Genomic DNA, 15,548 nt, shown 5'->3' with positions numbered 1-15,548 from the left:
AAGATGGGCGGCTACGGCTTCCTGCGCTTCTCGCTGCCGATGTTCCCGCTGGCTTCGCATGATTTCGCGCCGCTGATCTTCTCGCTGTCGGTGATTGCCATCATCTACACCTCGCTGGTGGCCTTGATGCAGGAAGACATCAAGAAGCTGATCGCCTATTCGTCGGTGGCGCATATGGGCTTCGTCACCATGGGCATTTTCGCCGGCACCACGCAGGGCGTCGCCGGCGGCGTGTTCCAGATGGTGTCGCACGGCATCGTGTCGGGGGCGCTGTTCCTTTGCGTCGGCATCATCTACGACCGCCTGCATACCCGCGAGATCACGGCCTATGGTGGGCTGGTCAACCGTATGCCGCTTTACGCGCTGGTGTTCATGGTCTTCACCATGGCCAATGTCGGGCTGCCCGGCACCAGCGGCTTCGTCGGCGAGTTCATGACCCTGGTCGGTACCTTCAAGGTCTCGATCCCGACCGCCACCTTCGCCACGACGGGCGTGATCCTGTCGGCGGCCTATGCGCTGTGGCTGTATCGCAAGGTCGTGTTCGGCGCTTTGACAAAGCCGTCGCTGGCAACCATCAAGGATCTCACCTTCCGCGAGGGCCTCATCATGGTGCCGCTGGTGGCGCTTACCCTCCTGTTCGGGTTCTACCCCAAGCCGGTGCTCGACATGTCGGCGTCGTCGGTGCAGCAACTCGTCAACAACTACAACACCGCAGTGACGGCCGTGAAAGCGGCCGCGCTTCTGCAGTGATCGAACTGGATCGGGGCAACGCGCCATGAGCTTTGAGAGTGCAGGTTATCAGTTGCTGCCCGTGCTGCCGGAGCTCGTGCTGGCCGTGGGCGCGATGGGGCTGCTGATGCTGGGCGCCTATCGCGGGCCGCAGACCACCGGCCTTGTCACCGGCCTTGCGGTTTGTCTGCTGGTCGTGACCGGCGTACTGGAGCTGTGGGTGCCGGTCGGCAAGACCTTCGGCGGCAGCTTCATCGTCGACGATTTCGCAAAATTCCTGAAAATCCTCGCGCTGATCGGCTCGATCGCGACGCTGGTTCTTTCGATCGAATACCTGGCCGATCAGTCGCGGCGTATCTTCGAATATTCCATCCTGGTGCTGCTCTCCACGGTCGGCATGATGGTGCTGATCTCGGCCGGCGACCTCATCATGCTCTATCTCGGGCTCGAGCTGATGTCGCTCGCGCTCTACGTGGTCGCCGCCAGCAATCGCGACAACGCCAAGTCGACCGAAGCCGGCCTGAAGTATTTCGTCCTCGGCGCGCTGTCGTCGGGCATGCTGCTGTACGGCGCCTCGCTGATCTACGGCTTCACCGGCACCGTCAGCTTCGCCGGGATTGCGGCCGCGGTGAAAACCGGCAGCATCGGCATCGTATTCGGCCTGGTGTTCCTGCTCGCCGGGCTTTGCTTCAAGATATCGGCGGTGCCGTTCCACATGTGGACGCCCGACGTCTATGAGGGCGCGCCGACGCCGGTCACCGCGTTCTTCGCATCCGCGCCGAAGGTCGCAGCCCTTGCGGTATTTACGCGGGTGGCGCTGACCGCGTTCCCGGGCATCGTACCGCAATGGCAGCAGATCGTGGTGTTCGTGTCGATCGCCTCGATGGCGCTGGGATCGTTCGCCGCCATCGGGCAAAAGAACATCAAGCGGCTGATGGCCTATTCCTCGATCGGCCACATGGGGTTTGCCCTGGTCGGGCTCGCTGCCGGTACCGCGGAAGGCGCACAGGGCGTGCTGGTCTACATCTCGATCTATGTGGCGATGACGCTCGGCAGCTTCGCCGTCATCCTGACCATCAAGCGCAACGGCCAGCATTTTGAGAACATCAGCGATTTCGCGGGACTGTCGCGCACCAATCCGCTCTTGGCATTCTTCTTCGCGATGCTGTTGTTTTCGCTGGCCGGCGTTCCGCCGCTCGCGGGCTTCTTCGCCAAATGGTACGTGTTCGTGGCGGCGATCAAGGCCGGGCTATTCACGCTGTCTGTGGTCGGTGTACTCACCAGCGTGGTCGGCGCGTATTACTATCTCTCCATCGTCAAGGTGATGTATTTCGACGAGCCGCTGATCAAGCTCGATCCGATGCGCGTGGAACTGCGCACAGTGCTGGCGGTGGCGGGCCTGTTCAACATCTTCTTCTTCGTCTATCCGGGCCCGCTGGTCAGCGTCGCGACGGCGGCGGCGAAGTCGCTGTTCTAGATGGCATTCACGCTCGGTCCACGAGCCGTATCGGCGGGTTACCGGCTCGCCGCCTTCGACCAGATCGGCTCGACCAACGCGGAAGCGATGGAGCGCACCCGGAACGGTGAGCGCGGGCCAACCTGGTTCGTGACTTCGGAACAAACCGCGGGACGGGGCCGGCGGCATCGCCCCTGGATCGCGCAGCGTGGTAACCTCGCCAGCAGCATCCTGGAGGTGATCGACGTATCGCCTGCGGTGGCGGCGACGCTCGGCTTTGCCGCCGGGCTCGCGCTGGAGGCGGCGCTGCGACGGGTCAGCATTGAGGCATCGCTGAGGTCAGCGGGATCGGACGATATGAAATTTTCGCTGAAATGGCCCAATGACGTGCTGGCGGGGCGCCAAAAGCTCGCCGGCATCCTGCTGGAAGCGGAGGCGGTGGCCAACGGTGGCCTGGCCGTCGTGGTTGGGATCGGCACCAATGTCGTCGCCGCACCCGAGGGCACGCCGACGCCGGCGACCTCGCTTAAGGCGCTGGGGATCCATATCGGCGCGGAAGAACTGTTTGCCGAACTGTCGGACGCCTGGGCCGGGTTCCGCGGCATCTGGGACAACGGGCGCGGTTTTGGCGAAATCCGCGGGCTATGGCTGGAGCGCGCCGCGGGACTGGGGCAGGCGGTCGCGATCCACACCGGCGGCGCCACCGTGGAGGGGACGTTCGACGGAATCGATGAGACCGGCTGCATGATCGTCCGGACATCAGGCGGCAAGCAGGTCCCGATCTCGGCGGGCGACGTCTATTTCGGCTCGGCGGCCTCGGCGGGGACAGCCTGATGGCGCGCCCGGACGAACTAACCTTTGCACCGCTCGGCGGCGTCGGCGAGATCGGCATGAACCTGTCGATCTACGGCCTCGGCAACCGCCACCAGCGCTCCTGGCTGGCGGTCGATCTCGGCGTCTCCTTCGGCGACGAGGAGCATCTACCGGGCATCGACCTGATCATGCCCGACATCCGCTTCCTCGAAAAGGAGCGCAAGAACCTGGTCGCGCTGGTGCTGACGCACGCCCACGAGGACCATTTCGGCGCCATCATCGACCTCTGGCCGAAGCTGAAATGCCCGATCTACGCCACCCAGTTCAGCGCCGCGCTGTTCGAGGCCAAATGCGCGTCCGAGCGCAATCCGCCGAAGATTCCGGTGACGGTGGTCAAGTCCGGCAGCCGCATCGACCTCGGTCCGTTCAATGTCGAGTTCATTCCGGTGGCGCATTCGATTCCGGAATCCCACGCGCTGGCGATCCACACCTCCGCCGGCACCGTGCTGCACACTGGCGACTGGAAGATCGATCCGACGCCGATCATCGGCAAGCCGACCGACGAGCGGCGGTTGCGTGAACTCGGCGACGCCGGCGTGCTGGCGCTGATCGGCGATTCCACCAATGCGGTGCGGGAAGGGCGCTCGCCGTCGGAGACCGAAGTCGCCAAAACCATCACCGAGCTGATGAAAGCGGCGAAGGGGCGCGTCGCCGTGACGACCTTTGCTTCCAACGTCGCGCGGCTGCGCGCGGTCGCGGATGCGGCAAAGGCCGTCGGCCGCGAAGTGGTGGTGGTCGGCCGCGCCATGGAGCGCGTGGTACAGGTGGCGCGCGAAACAGGCTACCTCAATGGGGTGCAAAATTTCCGCGGCGCCGATCTCTACGGTCATTTTCCGCCGGACAAGGTGGTGGCACTGTGCACGGGAAGCCAGGGCGAGCCGCGCGCGGCGCTGTCGCGCATCGCCAATGACGATCATCCGCAGGTGACGCTGAACAAGGGCGATTGCGTGATCTTTTCCTCGCGCACCATTCCCGGCAACGAGAAGGCGGTGGGCGCCATCATCAACGGCCTGGTGACGCAGGGCATCGAGGTCATCACCGACCGCACCCATCTCGTCCACGTCTCCGGACATCCGCGCCGGGACGAACTGCGCGACATGATTTCGTGGGTGCGTCCGCAACTCCTGATCCCCGTGCACGGCGAGGCCCTGCATTTGTTCGAACACGCAAAGCTGGCGCGCGCCGCCGGCGTGCCGAAGACGCTGATCTGCAGGGATGGCGATCTGGTGAAGCTGGGGCCGGGCGACCCCGGGATCATCGAGCAACTGCCGTCGGGACGGCTCTACAAGGACGGCTCGATCCTGGAGGAGGCCAAGTCGCGCGCCGTGGTCGAACGGAAGAAACTGGCCTTCGCCGGTTGCGCCTTTGTCGCGATCGCCATGACCGAAAAAGGCGAACTGGCCGACGATCCCGAGGTTGATCTGGTCGGCATCCCCGAGAAGAATACGGCCGGCGAGGTCATCGACGAGATCGTGTTCGACGCCGTGGTGTCGATCGTGGAGGGCCTGCCGCGGGCGCGGCGTCGCGATCCCGACGCCACGGCGGAGTCGGTGCGCCGCGCCGTGCGCGCCGTGATCAACGAGCATTGGGGCAAGAAGCCCCTGTGCTACGTTCACGTTCTGACTGTTTAAGGTCGAAGGCGGAGGAGCATCATGCTGGGCCGGCTCAATCATGTGGCGATCGCGGTCAAGGACGCCGAGAAGGCCGCCAAAATCTATGGCGCGGCGTTCGGGGCCGATATTTCGGCGGCCGTGCCGCTGCCCGAGCACGGCGTCATTACCGTGTTCGTGACGCTGCCCAACACCAAGATCGAATTCATCCAGCCGCTCGGCGAGGCGTCGCCGATCGCAAAATTTCTCGAGCGCAATGCCGACGGCGGCATCCACCACATCTGCTATGACGTGCCCGACATCATCGCGGCGCGCGATACCCTGATCAGGGAAGGCGCGCGGGTGCTTGGCGACGGCACGCCAAAGATCGGCGCCCATGGCAAGCCGGTGCTGTTCCTGCACCCGAAGGATTTTTCCGGCGCGCTCGTCGAAATCGAGCAGGCCTGACGGCAGATGGCCTCTACAATCTCAACGGCGTTTGCGATCTACTTCGTGATGTGGTGGATCACCCTGTTCCTGACGCTGCCGTTCGGCGTGCGCAGCCAGCACGAGGACGGGGAGGGCGCGCCCGGCACCGATCCCGGTGCGCCTGTTGTACCCGGGTTGGGCCGCAAGTTGATCTGGACCACGGTGATCTCCGCCGTCATTTTCGCGCTCTCGTGGCTGGCCTACAGCGCCGGCCTTCTCAATGTCGAGCGGTTGTCCAGGCTGATGGGGTTTCCGTACTGATCGTTTAGGGCTTTGGGGAAGCGCAAATGACGTTTCAAAGAATCGTTGTCGGGCTTTTGATTCTGACGATTGCCGGCCTCGCCGGGGCCTTCTACATCGACTGGCGATTGGCGACCCAGCTGCGGACCGTGAAAGCGTTTGTCGAAGGCTATGTCTTCGCCGAAGCCGTCGCGGCCTGCGAGAAGGCGCCGAGCTCGACCCCGTTCAAATGGAATGGCGGGAGCAAGACCGCAGTCATCGGCCTGAACGGCGTAAAGCTTGACAAGTACACGGTAAGTGCGCGCTTCACGCTGGTCGCTGACGGCGTCTATTGCGATTACGATCCGGTCAAGAAGAAGGCCGACATCGGTTCGAATTTCCTCGACCGGGATTGAAATCAGCCTTCGATTGGCAATTCGCTTTGCGCAACGACCTCATCGATCTCAACGAGTAGTCCTCGCCACGCCTGTTCCATTTCCGGCGACCAGTCGCTGCCCAGAAGCTCGCGCAGGGTATCGGCGATCATGCCGAAAAATTCGCCGAACAGTTTTCGCGGCGTGCCGTAACCGTCGTGCGAGGCCACCTCGCATTCGATCAGGCGAAAGTGCCCGCTGCGCTCGCCGGCGAAATCGAGAATCGCGTCGATGGCGAGCGCCAGCATCGAGCCCTTGACGAGTTCGCTTCCCTCGCTCCGGAACATGGCTTCGGCCTCGGGATGCGCGCCAAACAGGCGGCGATACACCAGCGGCGTCAAATCCTCGCAGTGCTCCGCAGCCAGTTCAAAGCTGTGCTCGATCAGATTGGTTGGCGCCATCGCTTCCGCTGCGTCGTGAACCGAATGGGAGTGAAACGTTTTTCGCGACATCGCGAAAGAAAAAACATTTCGAAAAAAGCGAACGGCGCGAGAAGCCTGCTCCAAAGAAAAAAGAGCAGGGCGGTAAAGCCCTGCTCTGAAAATTGTGTCGACCCTTTTGTATCCCCGAGAATTGGATTTGATCTTGATTGACGGGGCGACGCTGCTTGTGCGCGCCAGGGCTCCTCCCGAGACTTGGACCACCAGACTTGAGCCTCTCGGCCAGCCTGAGCCCGCACTCGTAGACCACTTTTTTCGTCTTGTCACCATTTTCAGCAACGATTGTTCAAAATTCGAGCAATTTGCGAAATGATTGGGATTTTGCCACTGCGAGTTGCAGCCGTTCGCGGCGATTAACTATCGGACGTCAATTTGGAGCAGAAAACAGCAGGAAAATGCAGGTATACATTTGGCATGCCAGCATGACCCGCCGGCACGGATTTAAAGGAATTCCTCCGCGGTTATCGTCGCATCAGATATCGCCGCGGTTCGGATTTAATTTGTTCAGGTGCTCGGCACCCACAGGTTGACGTCAGAAGTGCCGGCTCGTCAGTGGCGCGGATTTGACAATGTGATCTGCGGCGGGCGGCAGTGAGTTTGTCTAACTCCTGCGTCACCCTAAGCATCAACCGGACCGGCACCACGCTACGAAATTCGTCGGCGTCACGCCGGCGCTGACGATGCCGACCATGATGATGGCAACCCCGACCGCGTTGCGCAGCCACACCGAGGTCGCCCGGCGGCGGAGCAGCGGAAGCCCGAGGCCGGAAGCGATCAGCACCGGCAAGGTGCCGACGCCGAAGCCGGCCATCACGACGGCCCCGCCGATCCCGGAACCGGATAGCATCGCGTAGAACAGCGCGGCGTAGACCATGGCGCAAGGAAGGAAACCCCAGACCGCGCCGCTGAGGAACAGCCCCATCGATGCCGGCAAGCGTGCCGCGCGCGCGACGGAGTCCATGAAACGGCTGACGTGGGAGGCAACCCGATAGAGCATGGCCGGGAGCGGCACGATCTCGAGCATGGAAAGACCGATCCAGCCGAGCGCCGCAGCTGCCGCCCAACGAAGCACCGCGTGACTGGTCGAGTGATCGAATACGCCGAAGATGCCTGATCCCATGGCGCCGACGAGCGAGCCCGCGATCACATAGCCGGTGATCCGTCCGGCATTGATCAGCAACGTCGTCGCCACGAGATCGCGCGCGGGCCGCTTGGGATCGAGGCCGGAAGCGAAATGCAGGCTCGCGGCGATGCCGGAGCACATGCCGAAACAGTGCAGGCTCGACGACAGCCCCAGCAGCAATCCGGCAAAAACCAGCGGTTGGTCGAAGTCGAACATCGGAATATCCATGGGTGGATGGATGCGAACCCTATCCGACCTCGCCGCCCGCTCTTTGCGCTGCGTCAAACCGCCTTTGAGAGGCGATCTCGACAGATCAGGGGACGGGTGGTAGGAGGATTGCGATGTTTTAGGGATAATCATGCGACGGCGGCTGGAACTGCTCATTCCGATCGTGCTGCTTGCGATCACGGTGCAATTGTTTGCGCCGATTGCGGCGTTTCGCGCGTTCGCCTATGCCGTCAACGATCCCCTCTATATGGCATCGATCTGCTCCGACATGGGCGCCGCGACCGATGATGCGCAGATGGCCCCGGCCAGGACGCAGCATCACAACGGAGATTGCTGCGCGTTTTGCGCAGGCGGTCATGGCGGCGGCACGGCGCTTCAGCCGCCGCCGCTCGTCTTCGTCACGCTGCAGCGTCAGTACCAGCGCCTCTCCTGGCTGGAAGCCGCTGACCCAATGCCGGCCGTTCGCGTCGGCTCGAACGCCCAGGCCCGCGCACCGCCGCTGTCCGCGTGAACTTGACGGCCATCGGCCGTTTTCATGCGTTCACGAACTCGGCACTTGCGGAGAATTTCATGTCTATCCGTCTCGCGCGCGCGGGCCTTTCAGGGCTCGCCATCGCGCTTATTCCCATCAGCGAAAGCTTTGCCCACGAAATCGCAGGCAATCGCTTTTTCCCTGCAACCCTCGGAATCGACGATCCCGGAGTCAACGACGAGTTGGCGTTTCCCACCGTCTCCAGTTTCAAGACCGGCGACGATCCTTCCTTTCGGCAGCGCGATTTCTCCGCTGAATTCGCCAAACGGATCACTGAAGACTTCGCGATATCCGTCAGCCCGACCTACAGTTTTCTCAGTCGGCCGGGCGGCCCGACCGGGACAGCCGCCAACGGATTCCAGAACTGGGAGACGACGTTCAAATACCGCGTCTACAAGAACCCGGAGCATGAGTTCGTGATGTCGGTCGGTCTTTCCGTCGAATGGGGCGGCAGCGGTGTTGCCAGCGTCGGCGCCGATCCGTTCAATACCTACACGCCGACCGTGTATTTCGGCAAAGGGCTCGGCGATCTTCCCGATACGTATTCCTGGATCAGGCCGGTCGCGATCACCGGCCAGGTCGGCTACGCGATTCCCGGCCGGAATTCGACCACCACCTTCGGCGTCGATCCCGACAGCGGCGACCCGACGGTCGATACCGAATTCCATCCGCGCGTTCTGAACTGGGGTGGGACCATTCAATACAGCATGCCTTATCTGAAATCGGCGGTGGTGGATCTCGGCCTGCCGGATTTCATCAATCATCTGATTCCGCTGGTCGAAGCCAATTTGCAGACGCCAGTGGGCAATACACTGACCTCGGGGACGATGACGACGGGCACCATCAATCCCGGCGTGATCTGGGTCGGCAATACCTTTCAGGTCGGGATCGAGGCGCTGATTCCGATCAACCGGCAAAGCGGCAGCAATGTCGGCGTGATCGCGCAGTTGCATTTCTATCTTGACGACATCGATCCGCGCGGCATTGGCAAGCCGATCTTCGGCAATGCGGTGCAGCCCACAAAACGTTTTGCAGGGAATTGATCATGCGACGCTCATCTCTCTCAGGAATAATCCCACTCCTGCTGTTGCTCGCCATGGGCGAGGCTTCCGCGCATGCCACGCTCGACCACGCCGAACCGCGTGTCGGCAACACGGTTGCGACGCCGCCGCCTGAGGTCACGCTTTGGTTCACCCAGCAGTTGGAGCCGGCGTTCAGCAGCATCACCGTGACCGATTCCGCAGGCAAACGCGTCGATACCGGCAAAACCCGTGTCGAAGGCAGCCAGATGGCGGTCTCGTTGCGCCCGGGCGGCAGTGGAACCTATCACGTGAAGTGGCACGTGCTTTCAGTGGACTCGCACACGACCGAAGGCAATTTTACCTTCCAAGTCGGTCAGTAGGCGCGTTCGATGGACTGGTTCGCAGCAGGAGGACCCTTGATCGCGGTTCGCGGGATACATTTCGCTGCGACCGCAGTCGTCGCGGGCACCCTTGTCTTTGGCACAGTGGTGGCGAAGCCTGCCTCGCTGTCGGAGCAGCCGGTCGCCAGGATGTTGCGGACGCAAAGCTTGCGTGTGGCCTCGATCGCTCTCGCCGTCGCGCTTTTGTCCGGGGCGGCTTGGCTGTCGCTCCAGGCCGCTTCGATGAGCGGACTGCCGTTGGGCGAGGCGATGACGTCGCAGGTGCTGTCGACGGTATTGAACCAGACGCAATTCGGGGTGGTGACGGAAATGCGCAGCGTGCTCGCGATCTTTCTGGCCGCTTGCCTGGCGTTTGACCGTCTTCCGATGGCGGTCTGGCTCGCGCTCGCGGCGGCTCTCGGCCTCACCGCTTCGATCGCGTGGACCGGGCACGCCGCCTCGACGCCTGGCGAACTCGGGAACCTGCATCTCGCGGCCGATGCGCTGCATCTCGTTGCCGCGGCGAGCTGGGTCGGCGGCCTGCTGCCGCTGACGCTGCTGCTCGCCTCCGTTCGGCGGGATGCCGCCGCATCGGCATCGCTTGCCCGCGACGCGACCCGAAGGTTTTCGACATTGGGCATCGTCTGTGTCGCGACGCTCGTGGTGACTGGCGTCGTCAATGCCTGGATTCTTGTCGGCTCGTTTCACGCGCTGCTGGTCACCGAATATGGCCAGGTCCTGGCGATCAAGCTGGGTGTTTTCGCGCTCATGCTGGCGTTCGCCGCCGTCAACCGGTTCGCCCTGACGCCGCAGCTTGCGGCCGCGTCGGGGAACCAACGCGAAGCGCTTCAAAAACTGGCGCGCAACAGCTTCGTCGAGATCGGTTTGGGATTTGCGATCTTCGCACTCGTCGGGATGCTCGGCACGCTGCATCCCGCCCTCCATCTTCTGTAACACCGCGTCGGGCAATCGTGCTCCACCAAGAGGACTAAAAATGCAAATAAAAGAAGCAATGAAAAGACCGGCGCTGCTATCGATGACCGGCGCAATCGCCGCGGTCGCGATGCTCTGTTTTTTTCTCGCCGCACCCGCGCGGGCCGAGGAGGTCAGGGCCGGCGACCTCGTGATCACGCAAGCCTGGAGCCGGGCCACGCCGGGCGGCGCGAAGATCGGCGGCGGCTATCTGACCATCGAGAACAAGGGCTCCACGCCGGACCGGCTGATCGGCGGCTCGGCCGATGTCGCCGGCAAGATCGAGGTCCACGAAATGACCATGAACGACGGCGTGATGACGATGCGCCCGCTCGACAAGGGCCTCTCGATCGAGCCCGGTAAAACGGTAAAATTGGCGCCGGGCGGCTATCATCTGATGATGTTCGATCTCAAGGGCCCGCTCAAGCAGGGCGAAAAACTGCCGGTCACGCTGCAGTTCGAAAAGGCCGGCAAGGTGCAGGTCTCGTTCGACGTGGCGGGCGTGGGCGCGCAGGCGCCCGGCCACGACGCCGGCGGTCACATGGACATGAAAGAGATGCCCGATCATTCCGGCATGAAGATGTGAGACCGCTGATGCCTGGGGCCGGCCGCGGCGGCCGTCATGCTGGCGGCGTGCCGGCTGGCGGCGGCCGAGCCGCTCGCCCTCCACATCCATTCCGAGCGTGCGATGTTCCAGGTGCTGATTTCACCGGGCACGGTCGGCACCGACGATTTCGTGCTGCAACTGATGTCCGGTGAGGGAAATCCGCTGCCGGTCAAGGCAGCCACGATGGTCCTGAGCCCGCCCGGGAGCGGCCTCGAAGTGCTGGAGCGCAAGGCCACGCCGGGCGCCGACGGCTATTGGCTCGTGGCCGAGGTGCCGGTCGCGCGAGCGGGCCGCTGGCACCTGCGCATCGAGGCGGTGACGGCCTTCCAGAAGATCGCGCTGGAAGACGATTTCGAGGTACCGGCGCCCTGAGGGGCATTTTCGCCGATCCGGCGTTTGTGACCGATCGTGCCTTATTCGCGCCCTCAAACTCGTCCGTAAAACGGCAGGAAATCCGAGCGCTTAGCGGGTTTTCCTCATCCCCGCCCTTGTGTTTTCGCACCCGATCCGGTTTCACTGCTGGCTTCCCGTGCCTGACCGATTCTACTGGTGTGCCCATGCGATTATCGCGGTTCTTTCTGCCCATCCTCAAAGAGAATCCGAAAGAGGCGGAGATCGTCTCGCATCGGCTTATGCTGCGCGCGGGCATGATGCGGCAGGAAGCGGCGGGCATCTACGCCTGGCTGCCGCTGGGCTTTCGCGTGCTGAAGAAGATCGAGCAGATCGTCCGCGAGGAGCAGGACCGCGCCGGCGCGCTGGAATTGCTGATGCCGACCTTGCAGCTTGCCGACCTCTGGCGCGAAAGCGGCCGCTATGATGCCTATGGTCCGGAAATGCTGCGCATCACCGACCGGCACAAGCGCGAGCTCTTGTACGGGCCGACCAACGAGGAAATGATCACCGAGATTTTTCGCGCTTACGTGAAATCGTACAAGAGCCTGCCGCTCAATCTCTACCACATCCAGTGGAAATTCCGCGACGAGCAGCGCCCGCGTTTCGGGGTCATGCGCGGCCGCGAATTCCTGATGAAGGACGCCTATTCCTTCGACATCGACGAGGCTGCGGCACGGCGCGCCTACAACAAGATGTTCGTCGCCTATTTGCGCACCTTTGCGCGGATGGGATTGAAGGCGATCCCGATGCGCGCCGAAACCGGCCCGATAGGCGGCGATCTCAGCCATGAATTCATCGTGCTCGCGGAGACCGGCGAGTCCGCGGTCTATTGCGACAGCGACGTGCTCGATCTGCCGGTGCCCGGCGATGATATCGACTACGAGGGCGATCTTACCCCGATCATCAAGCAATGGACCTCGGTCTATGCCGCGACCGAGGACGTCCACGACGCCGCGCGCTTCGACCGCGAAGTGCCCAGCGAGAAGAGGGTGCACACCCGCGGCATCGAGGTCGGCCAGATCTTCTACTTCGGCACCAAATATTCGGACTCCATGAAAGCGTTGGTCGCCGGCGCCGATGGCGTCGACGTACCGATCCATGGCGGCTCCTACGGGGTCGGCGTCTCGCGCCTGGTCGGCGCCATCATCGAGGCCTGCCATGACGACGCTGGCATCAAATGGCCGGAGGCGGTCGCGCCGTTCCATGCGGTGATCCTGAATTTGAAGCAGGGCGACCAGGCCACCGACGCCGCCTGCGAAAAGCTCTACCAGGAGCTTTCGGCCAAGGGCGTCGAGGTGCTCTACGACGATACCGACCAGCGCGCCGGCGCCAAGTTCGCCGCCGCCGACCTGATCGGCGTACCCTGGCAGATTCTGGTGGGGCCGAAGGGCCTCGCCGAAGGCAAGCTCGAACTCAAGCGGCGCAGCGACGGGTCGCGCGAGAATCTCAGCCCGGCGGATGTCATGGCGCGGCTGACCGCGTGAGGAATTATCCACTACGCGTATTCGGATATTAGGCGCTGCGGCCACAATTGGCCCGAATCGTGTGAAAATCGGACTATGGATGAAGCTATGAGCGAGCCAGTTCGAACCCCACCTTTCGCGCCATTCGAATGGCTGCTGTCCGGACGCTATTTGCGGGCACGTCGCAAGGAAGGCTTCATCTCCGTCATCGCCGGTTTCTCCTTCCTCGGCATCATGCTCGGCGTCGCCACGCTGATCATCGTGATGGCCGTGATGAACGGCTTCCGCAAGGAACTGCTGGACAAGATCCTCGGCCTCAACGGCCATCTGCTGGTGCAGCCGCTGGAATCGCCGCTGACCGACTGGAAGGACGTCGCCGAGCGCATCAGCCAGGTTCGGGGCATCCGGCTGGCCGCGCCTGTCGTGGACGGCCAGGGACTGGGATCCTCGCCGTTCAATGCGGCCGGTGTCTTCATTCGCGGCATCCGCGCCGACGATCTCAACAACCTCACCTCGATCGCCAAGAATATCAAGCAGGGCTCGCTCGAGGGCTTTGACGACGGGCAGGGCGTCGCGATCGGCCGCCGGCTCGCCGATACGCTGTCGCTGCACGCCGGCGACATGATCACCCTGGTTTCGCCGAAGGGCGCCGTGACGCCGATGGGCACGACGCCGCGCATAAAACCGTACAGGATCGCTGCGGTGTTCGAGATCGGCATGTCGGAATATGACGCGAGCTTCGTGTTCATGCCGCTTTCGGAAGCGCAGGCCTATTTCAACCGCAACAATGACGTCACCGCGATCGAGGTGTTCACCACCAATCCCGACCGGATCGACGGCTTCCGCAAGAGCGTGACCGAAGCGGCCGGGCGGCCGATCTTCCTGGTCGACTGGCGCCAGCGCAATTCGACCTTCTTCAATGCGCTCCAGGTCGAACGCAACGTGATGTTCCTGATCCTCACCATGATCGTGCTGGTGGCGGCGCTGAACATCGTTTCGGGCCTGATCATGCTGGTCAAGGACAAGGGCAGCGATATCGCGATCCTGCGCACCATGGGCGCCTCGCAGGGCTCGATCATGCGGATCTTCCTGATCACGGGAGCCGCGATCGGTGTGGTCGGCACATTGACCGGGCTGTTCGTCGGTCTTCTGATTTGCCTGAACATCGAATCGATCCGGCAATTCCTGTCTTGGCTGACCAATACCGAATTGTTCTCGCCGGAGCTTTACTTCCTGTCCAAGCTGCCGGCCGAGATCGATTTCGGCGAGACCTCAGCCGTCGTGATCATGGCGCTGACGCTGTCCTTCCTCGCCACGCTCTATCCGTCCTGGCGTGCCGCGCGCCTCGATCCCGTCGAAGCGCTCCGGTACGAGTGAGGGAAAAGATGGAGCAGGGGACGGAAGATGTACCGGTCATTTATCTCCACGAGATAAAGCGCCAGTACATGCAGGGCGAGACGACGCTGACGATCCTCAACGGCGCCAAGCTCGCGCTGTGGGCGGGGCAGTCGGTCGCGCTGGTGGCGCCGTCGGGCGCGGGCAAATCGACGCTTCTGCATATCGCGGGCCTCCTGGAGAGCCCCGACGACGGCGAAGTTTACGTCGGCGGTACTGCGACGTCGGGACTATCCGACGTCGAGCGAACCCAGATCCGCCGCACCGATATCGGCTTCGTCTATCAGTCGCACCGGCTGTTGCCGGAGTTCTCGGCGCTCGAAAATGTCATGCTGCCGCAGATGATCCGCGGGCTGAGACGGTCCGAGACGGTGAAGCGGGCCACGGAAATCCTGGCCTATCTGGGTCTCGGCGAGCGCATCAAGCACCGGCCGGCGGAGCTGTCCGGCGGCGAGCAGCAGCGGGTGGCGATCGCGCGCGCGGTGGCGAATGCGCCGCGGGCGCTGCTGGCAGATGAACCGACCGGGAATCTCGACCCGCATACCGCCGATCACGTATTCGGCGCGCTGATGCAACTCGTCAAGGCGACGCGGGTGGCGATGCTGATCGCGACCCACAACATGGAGTTGGCCGGCCGGATGGACCGCCGGGTGTCGCTGGTCGACGGCGAGGTCGTAGAGCTGGATTGATCTAATAGACTCGGCGATGCCGCTGGTCGTGTCGTCCCGGTGAGGTCTTAGCCCCCGCGTAATACGGGTTGATGTTGCACATGGCCGCGCGGCCGGAGGCCGACGCCCGGCATTGGTCCATCGTGTAGTAGCGGCAATCCTCGTAGGCGGTTTCGAACTGGATGACGTGCATGCAAACCGGAAAAGCCGGGTCATAGGTCTGCGCCCGGGCCGGCACGGCCGCCGAAACCATCCCGATCGCCAGAATTGCCAACGTTGGAATCCGCATCCGTCAGCTCGTCGGGATCGATTGATCTAATAGGCGCGGCGGTAGCGCCGGTCACTTCGCGCGAGCGCGTCTCTTCCGCCCGCGTAATACGGGTTGATGTTGCACTGGGCCGCGCGCCCGGAAGCCGACTGCGTGCATTGCGCCAGCGTGACGAAACTGCAGTCGTCGTAGGAGGAACCGAGGCCAACGACGTGCATGCAAACCGGATAATGCGGATCATAGGTCTGCGCCCGGGCCGGAGCGGCCG

General features: G+C 63.1%; 20 protein-coding genes. 16 read left to right on the top strand and 4 right to left on the bottom strand.

Features of this window, described 5'->3' with window-relative positions; all coding sequences use genetic code 11:
- The 7 genes from QZ213_RS12065 to QZ213_RS12035 all read left to right on the top strand — a co-directional run.
- The coding region (locus tag QZ213_RS12065; RefSeq protein WP_291686299.1) for an NADH-quinone oxidoreductase subunit M at positions 1-750 on the top strand (750 nt) is incomplete at its 5' end.
- Between the two features lie 25 nt (positions 751-775).
- Positions 776-2,206 (top strand): NADH-quinone oxidoreductase subunit NuoN, encoded by a 1,431-nt coding sequence (gene nuoN / locus QZ213_RS12060; RefSeq protein ID WP_291686298.1) that lies wholly within the window; start codon positions 776-778, stop codon positions 2,204-2,206.
- Positions 2,207-3,019 carry a biotin--[acetyl-CoA-carboxylase] ligase gene (locus QZ213_RS12055; protein ID WP_291686297.1) on the top strand — a complete coding sequence of 271 codons (813 nt, stop codon included), beginning with the start codon at positions 2,207-2,209 and terminating at the stop codon, positions 3,017-3,019.
- Complete coding sequence (locus tag QZ213_RS12050) at positions 3,019-4,689, top strand: ribonuclease J (protein WP_291686296.1); 1,671 nt, start codon at positions 3,019-3,021, stop codon at positions 4,687-4,689. Before QZ213_RS12055 ends, QZ213_RS12050 begins: the two co-directional genes overlap by 1 nt.
- Positions 4,690-4,710: 21 nt before the next feature.
- A complete protein-coding gene (mce, locus tag QZ213_RS12045) occupies positions 4,711-5,115 on the top strand; it encodes a methylmalonyl-CoA epimerase (RefSeq protein WP_291686295.1) in 405 nt (134 codons plus the stop codon).
- A gap of 6 nt (positions 5,116-5,121) precedes the next feature.
- Positions 5,122-5,397, top strand: a complete 276-nt coding sequence (locus QZ213_RS12040) for a DUF1467 family protein (RefSeq protein WP_291686294.1) — start codon at positions 5,122-5,124, stop codon at positions 5,395-5,397.
- Positions 5,398-5,423: 26 nt separating this feature from the next.
- Positions 5,424-5,771 carry a hypothetical protein gene (locus QZ213_RS12035; protein WP_291686293.1) on the top strand — a complete coding sequence of 116 codons (348 nt, stop codon included), beginning with the start codon at positions 5,424-5,426 and terminating at the stop codon, positions 5,769-5,771.
- Between the two features lie 2 nt (positions 5,772-5,773).
- Here the strand turns inward: QZ213_RS12035 and QZ213_RS12030 are convergent, their stop codons facing one another.
- Together QZ213_RS12030 and QZ213_RS12025 are read right to left on the bottom strand one after the other, a co-directional pair.
- Positions 5,774-6,190 (bottom strand): globin, encoded by a 417-nt coding sequence (locus tag QZ213_RS12030; protein ID WP_291686300.1) that lies wholly within the window; start codon positions 6,188-6,190, stop codon positions 5,774-5,776.
- A 664-nt stretch (positions 6,191-6,854) separates the two neighbouring features.
- On the bottom strand, positions 6,855-7,568 hold the full coding sequence (locus tag QZ213_RS12025; protein WP_291686292.1) for a sulfite exporter TauE/SafE family protein: 714 nt from the start codon (positions 7,566-7,568) through the stop codon (positions 6,855-6,857).
- A 142-nt stretch (positions 7,569-7,710) separates the two neighbouring features.
- Between QZ213_RS12025 and QZ213_RS12020 the strand changes: the two genes are divergently transcribed.
- From QZ213_RS12020 to QZ213_RS11980, 9 genes are all read left to right on the top strand, one after another.
- Positions 7,711-8,091, top strand: a complete 381-nt coding sequence (locus tag QZ213_RS12020) for a DUF2946 family protein (RefSeq protein WP_291686291.1) — start codon at positions 7,711-7,713, stop codon at positions 8,089-8,091.
- Positions 8,092-8,150: 59 nt separating this feature from the next.
- Complete coding sequence (locus tag QZ213_RS12015; protein ID WP_291686290.1) at positions 8,151-9,155, top strand: hypothetical protein; 1,005 nt, start codon at positions 8,151-8,153, stop codon at positions 9,153-9,155.
- A gap of 2 nt (positions 9,156-9,157) precedes the next feature.
- Positions 9,158-9,514 carry a copper resistance CopC family protein gene (locus QZ213_RS12010; RefSeq protein WP_291686289.1) on the top strand — a complete coding sequence of 119 codons (357 nt, stop codon included), beginning with the start codon at positions 9,158-9,160 and terminating at the stop codon, positions 9,512-9,514.
- A gap of 36 nt (positions 9,515-9,550) precedes the next feature.
- Positions 9,551-10,468 (top strand): copper homeostasis membrane protein CopD, encoded by a 918-nt coding sequence (copD, locus tag QZ213_RS12005; protein ID WP_291686288.1) that lies wholly within the window; start codon positions 9,551-9,553, stop codon positions 10,466-10,468.
- 82 nt (positions 10,469-10,550) lie between these two features.
- A complete protein-coding gene (locus tag QZ213_RS12000) occupies positions 10,551-11,072 on the top strand; it encodes a copper chaperone PCu(A)C (protein WP_291686287.1) in 522 nt (173 codons plus the stop codon).
- A 36-nt stretch (positions 11,073-11,108) separates the two neighbouring features.
- A complete protein-coding gene (locus QZ213_RS11995) occupies positions 11,109-11,465 on the top strand; it encodes a hypothetical protein (protein ID WP_291686286.1) in 357 nt (118 codons plus the stop codon).
- Between the two features lie 185 nt (positions 11,466-11,650).
- Complete coding sequence (gene proS / locus QZ213_RS11990) at positions 11,651-12,970, top strand: proline--tRNA ligase (RefSeq protein ID WP_291686285.1); 1,320 nt, start codon at positions 11,651-11,653, stop codon at positions 12,968-12,970.
- 75 nt (positions 12,971-13,045) lie between these two features.
- Positions 13,046-14,326 (top strand): lipoprotein-releasing ABC transporter permease subunit, encoded by a 1,281-nt coding sequence (locus QZ213_RS11985; protein WP_291686284.1) that lies wholly within the window; start codon positions 13,046-13,048, stop codon positions 14,324-14,326.
- Positions 14,327-14,334: 8 nt separating this feature from the next.
- Positions 14,335-15,033 carry an ABC transporter ATP-binding protein gene (locus tag QZ213_RS11980; protein WP_291686283.1) on the top strand — a complete coding sequence of 233 codons (699 nt, stop codon included), beginning with the start codon at positions 14,335-14,337 and terminating at the stop codon, positions 15,031-15,033.
- Position 15,034: 1 nt separating this feature from the next.
- Here the strand turns inward: QZ213_RS11980 and QZ213_RS11975 are convergent, their stop codons facing one another.
- The gene (locus tag QZ213_RS11975) at positions 15,035-15,301 is read right to left on the bottom strand and encodes a DUF3551 domain-containing protein (RefSeq protein WP_291686282.1); all 267 of its coding nucleotides are present in this window, start codon (positions 15,299-15,301) and stop codon (positions 15,035-15,037) included.
- Positions 15,302-15,327: 26 nt separating this feature from the next.
- On the bottom strand, positions 15,328-15,548 hold a 221-nt coding region (locus QZ213_RS11970; protein WP_291686281.1), incomplete at its 5' end, for a DUF3551 domain-containing protein.

This window comes from Bradyrhizobium sp., from assembly GCF_017881085.1.
Lineage (GTDB): Bacteria > Pseudomonadota > Alphaproteobacteria > Rhizobiales > Xanthobacteraceae > Bradyrhizobium.
The sequence above is the reverse complement of the archived record's forward strand: the minus strand, read 5'-3'. Positions and strand labels throughout refer to the sequence as shown.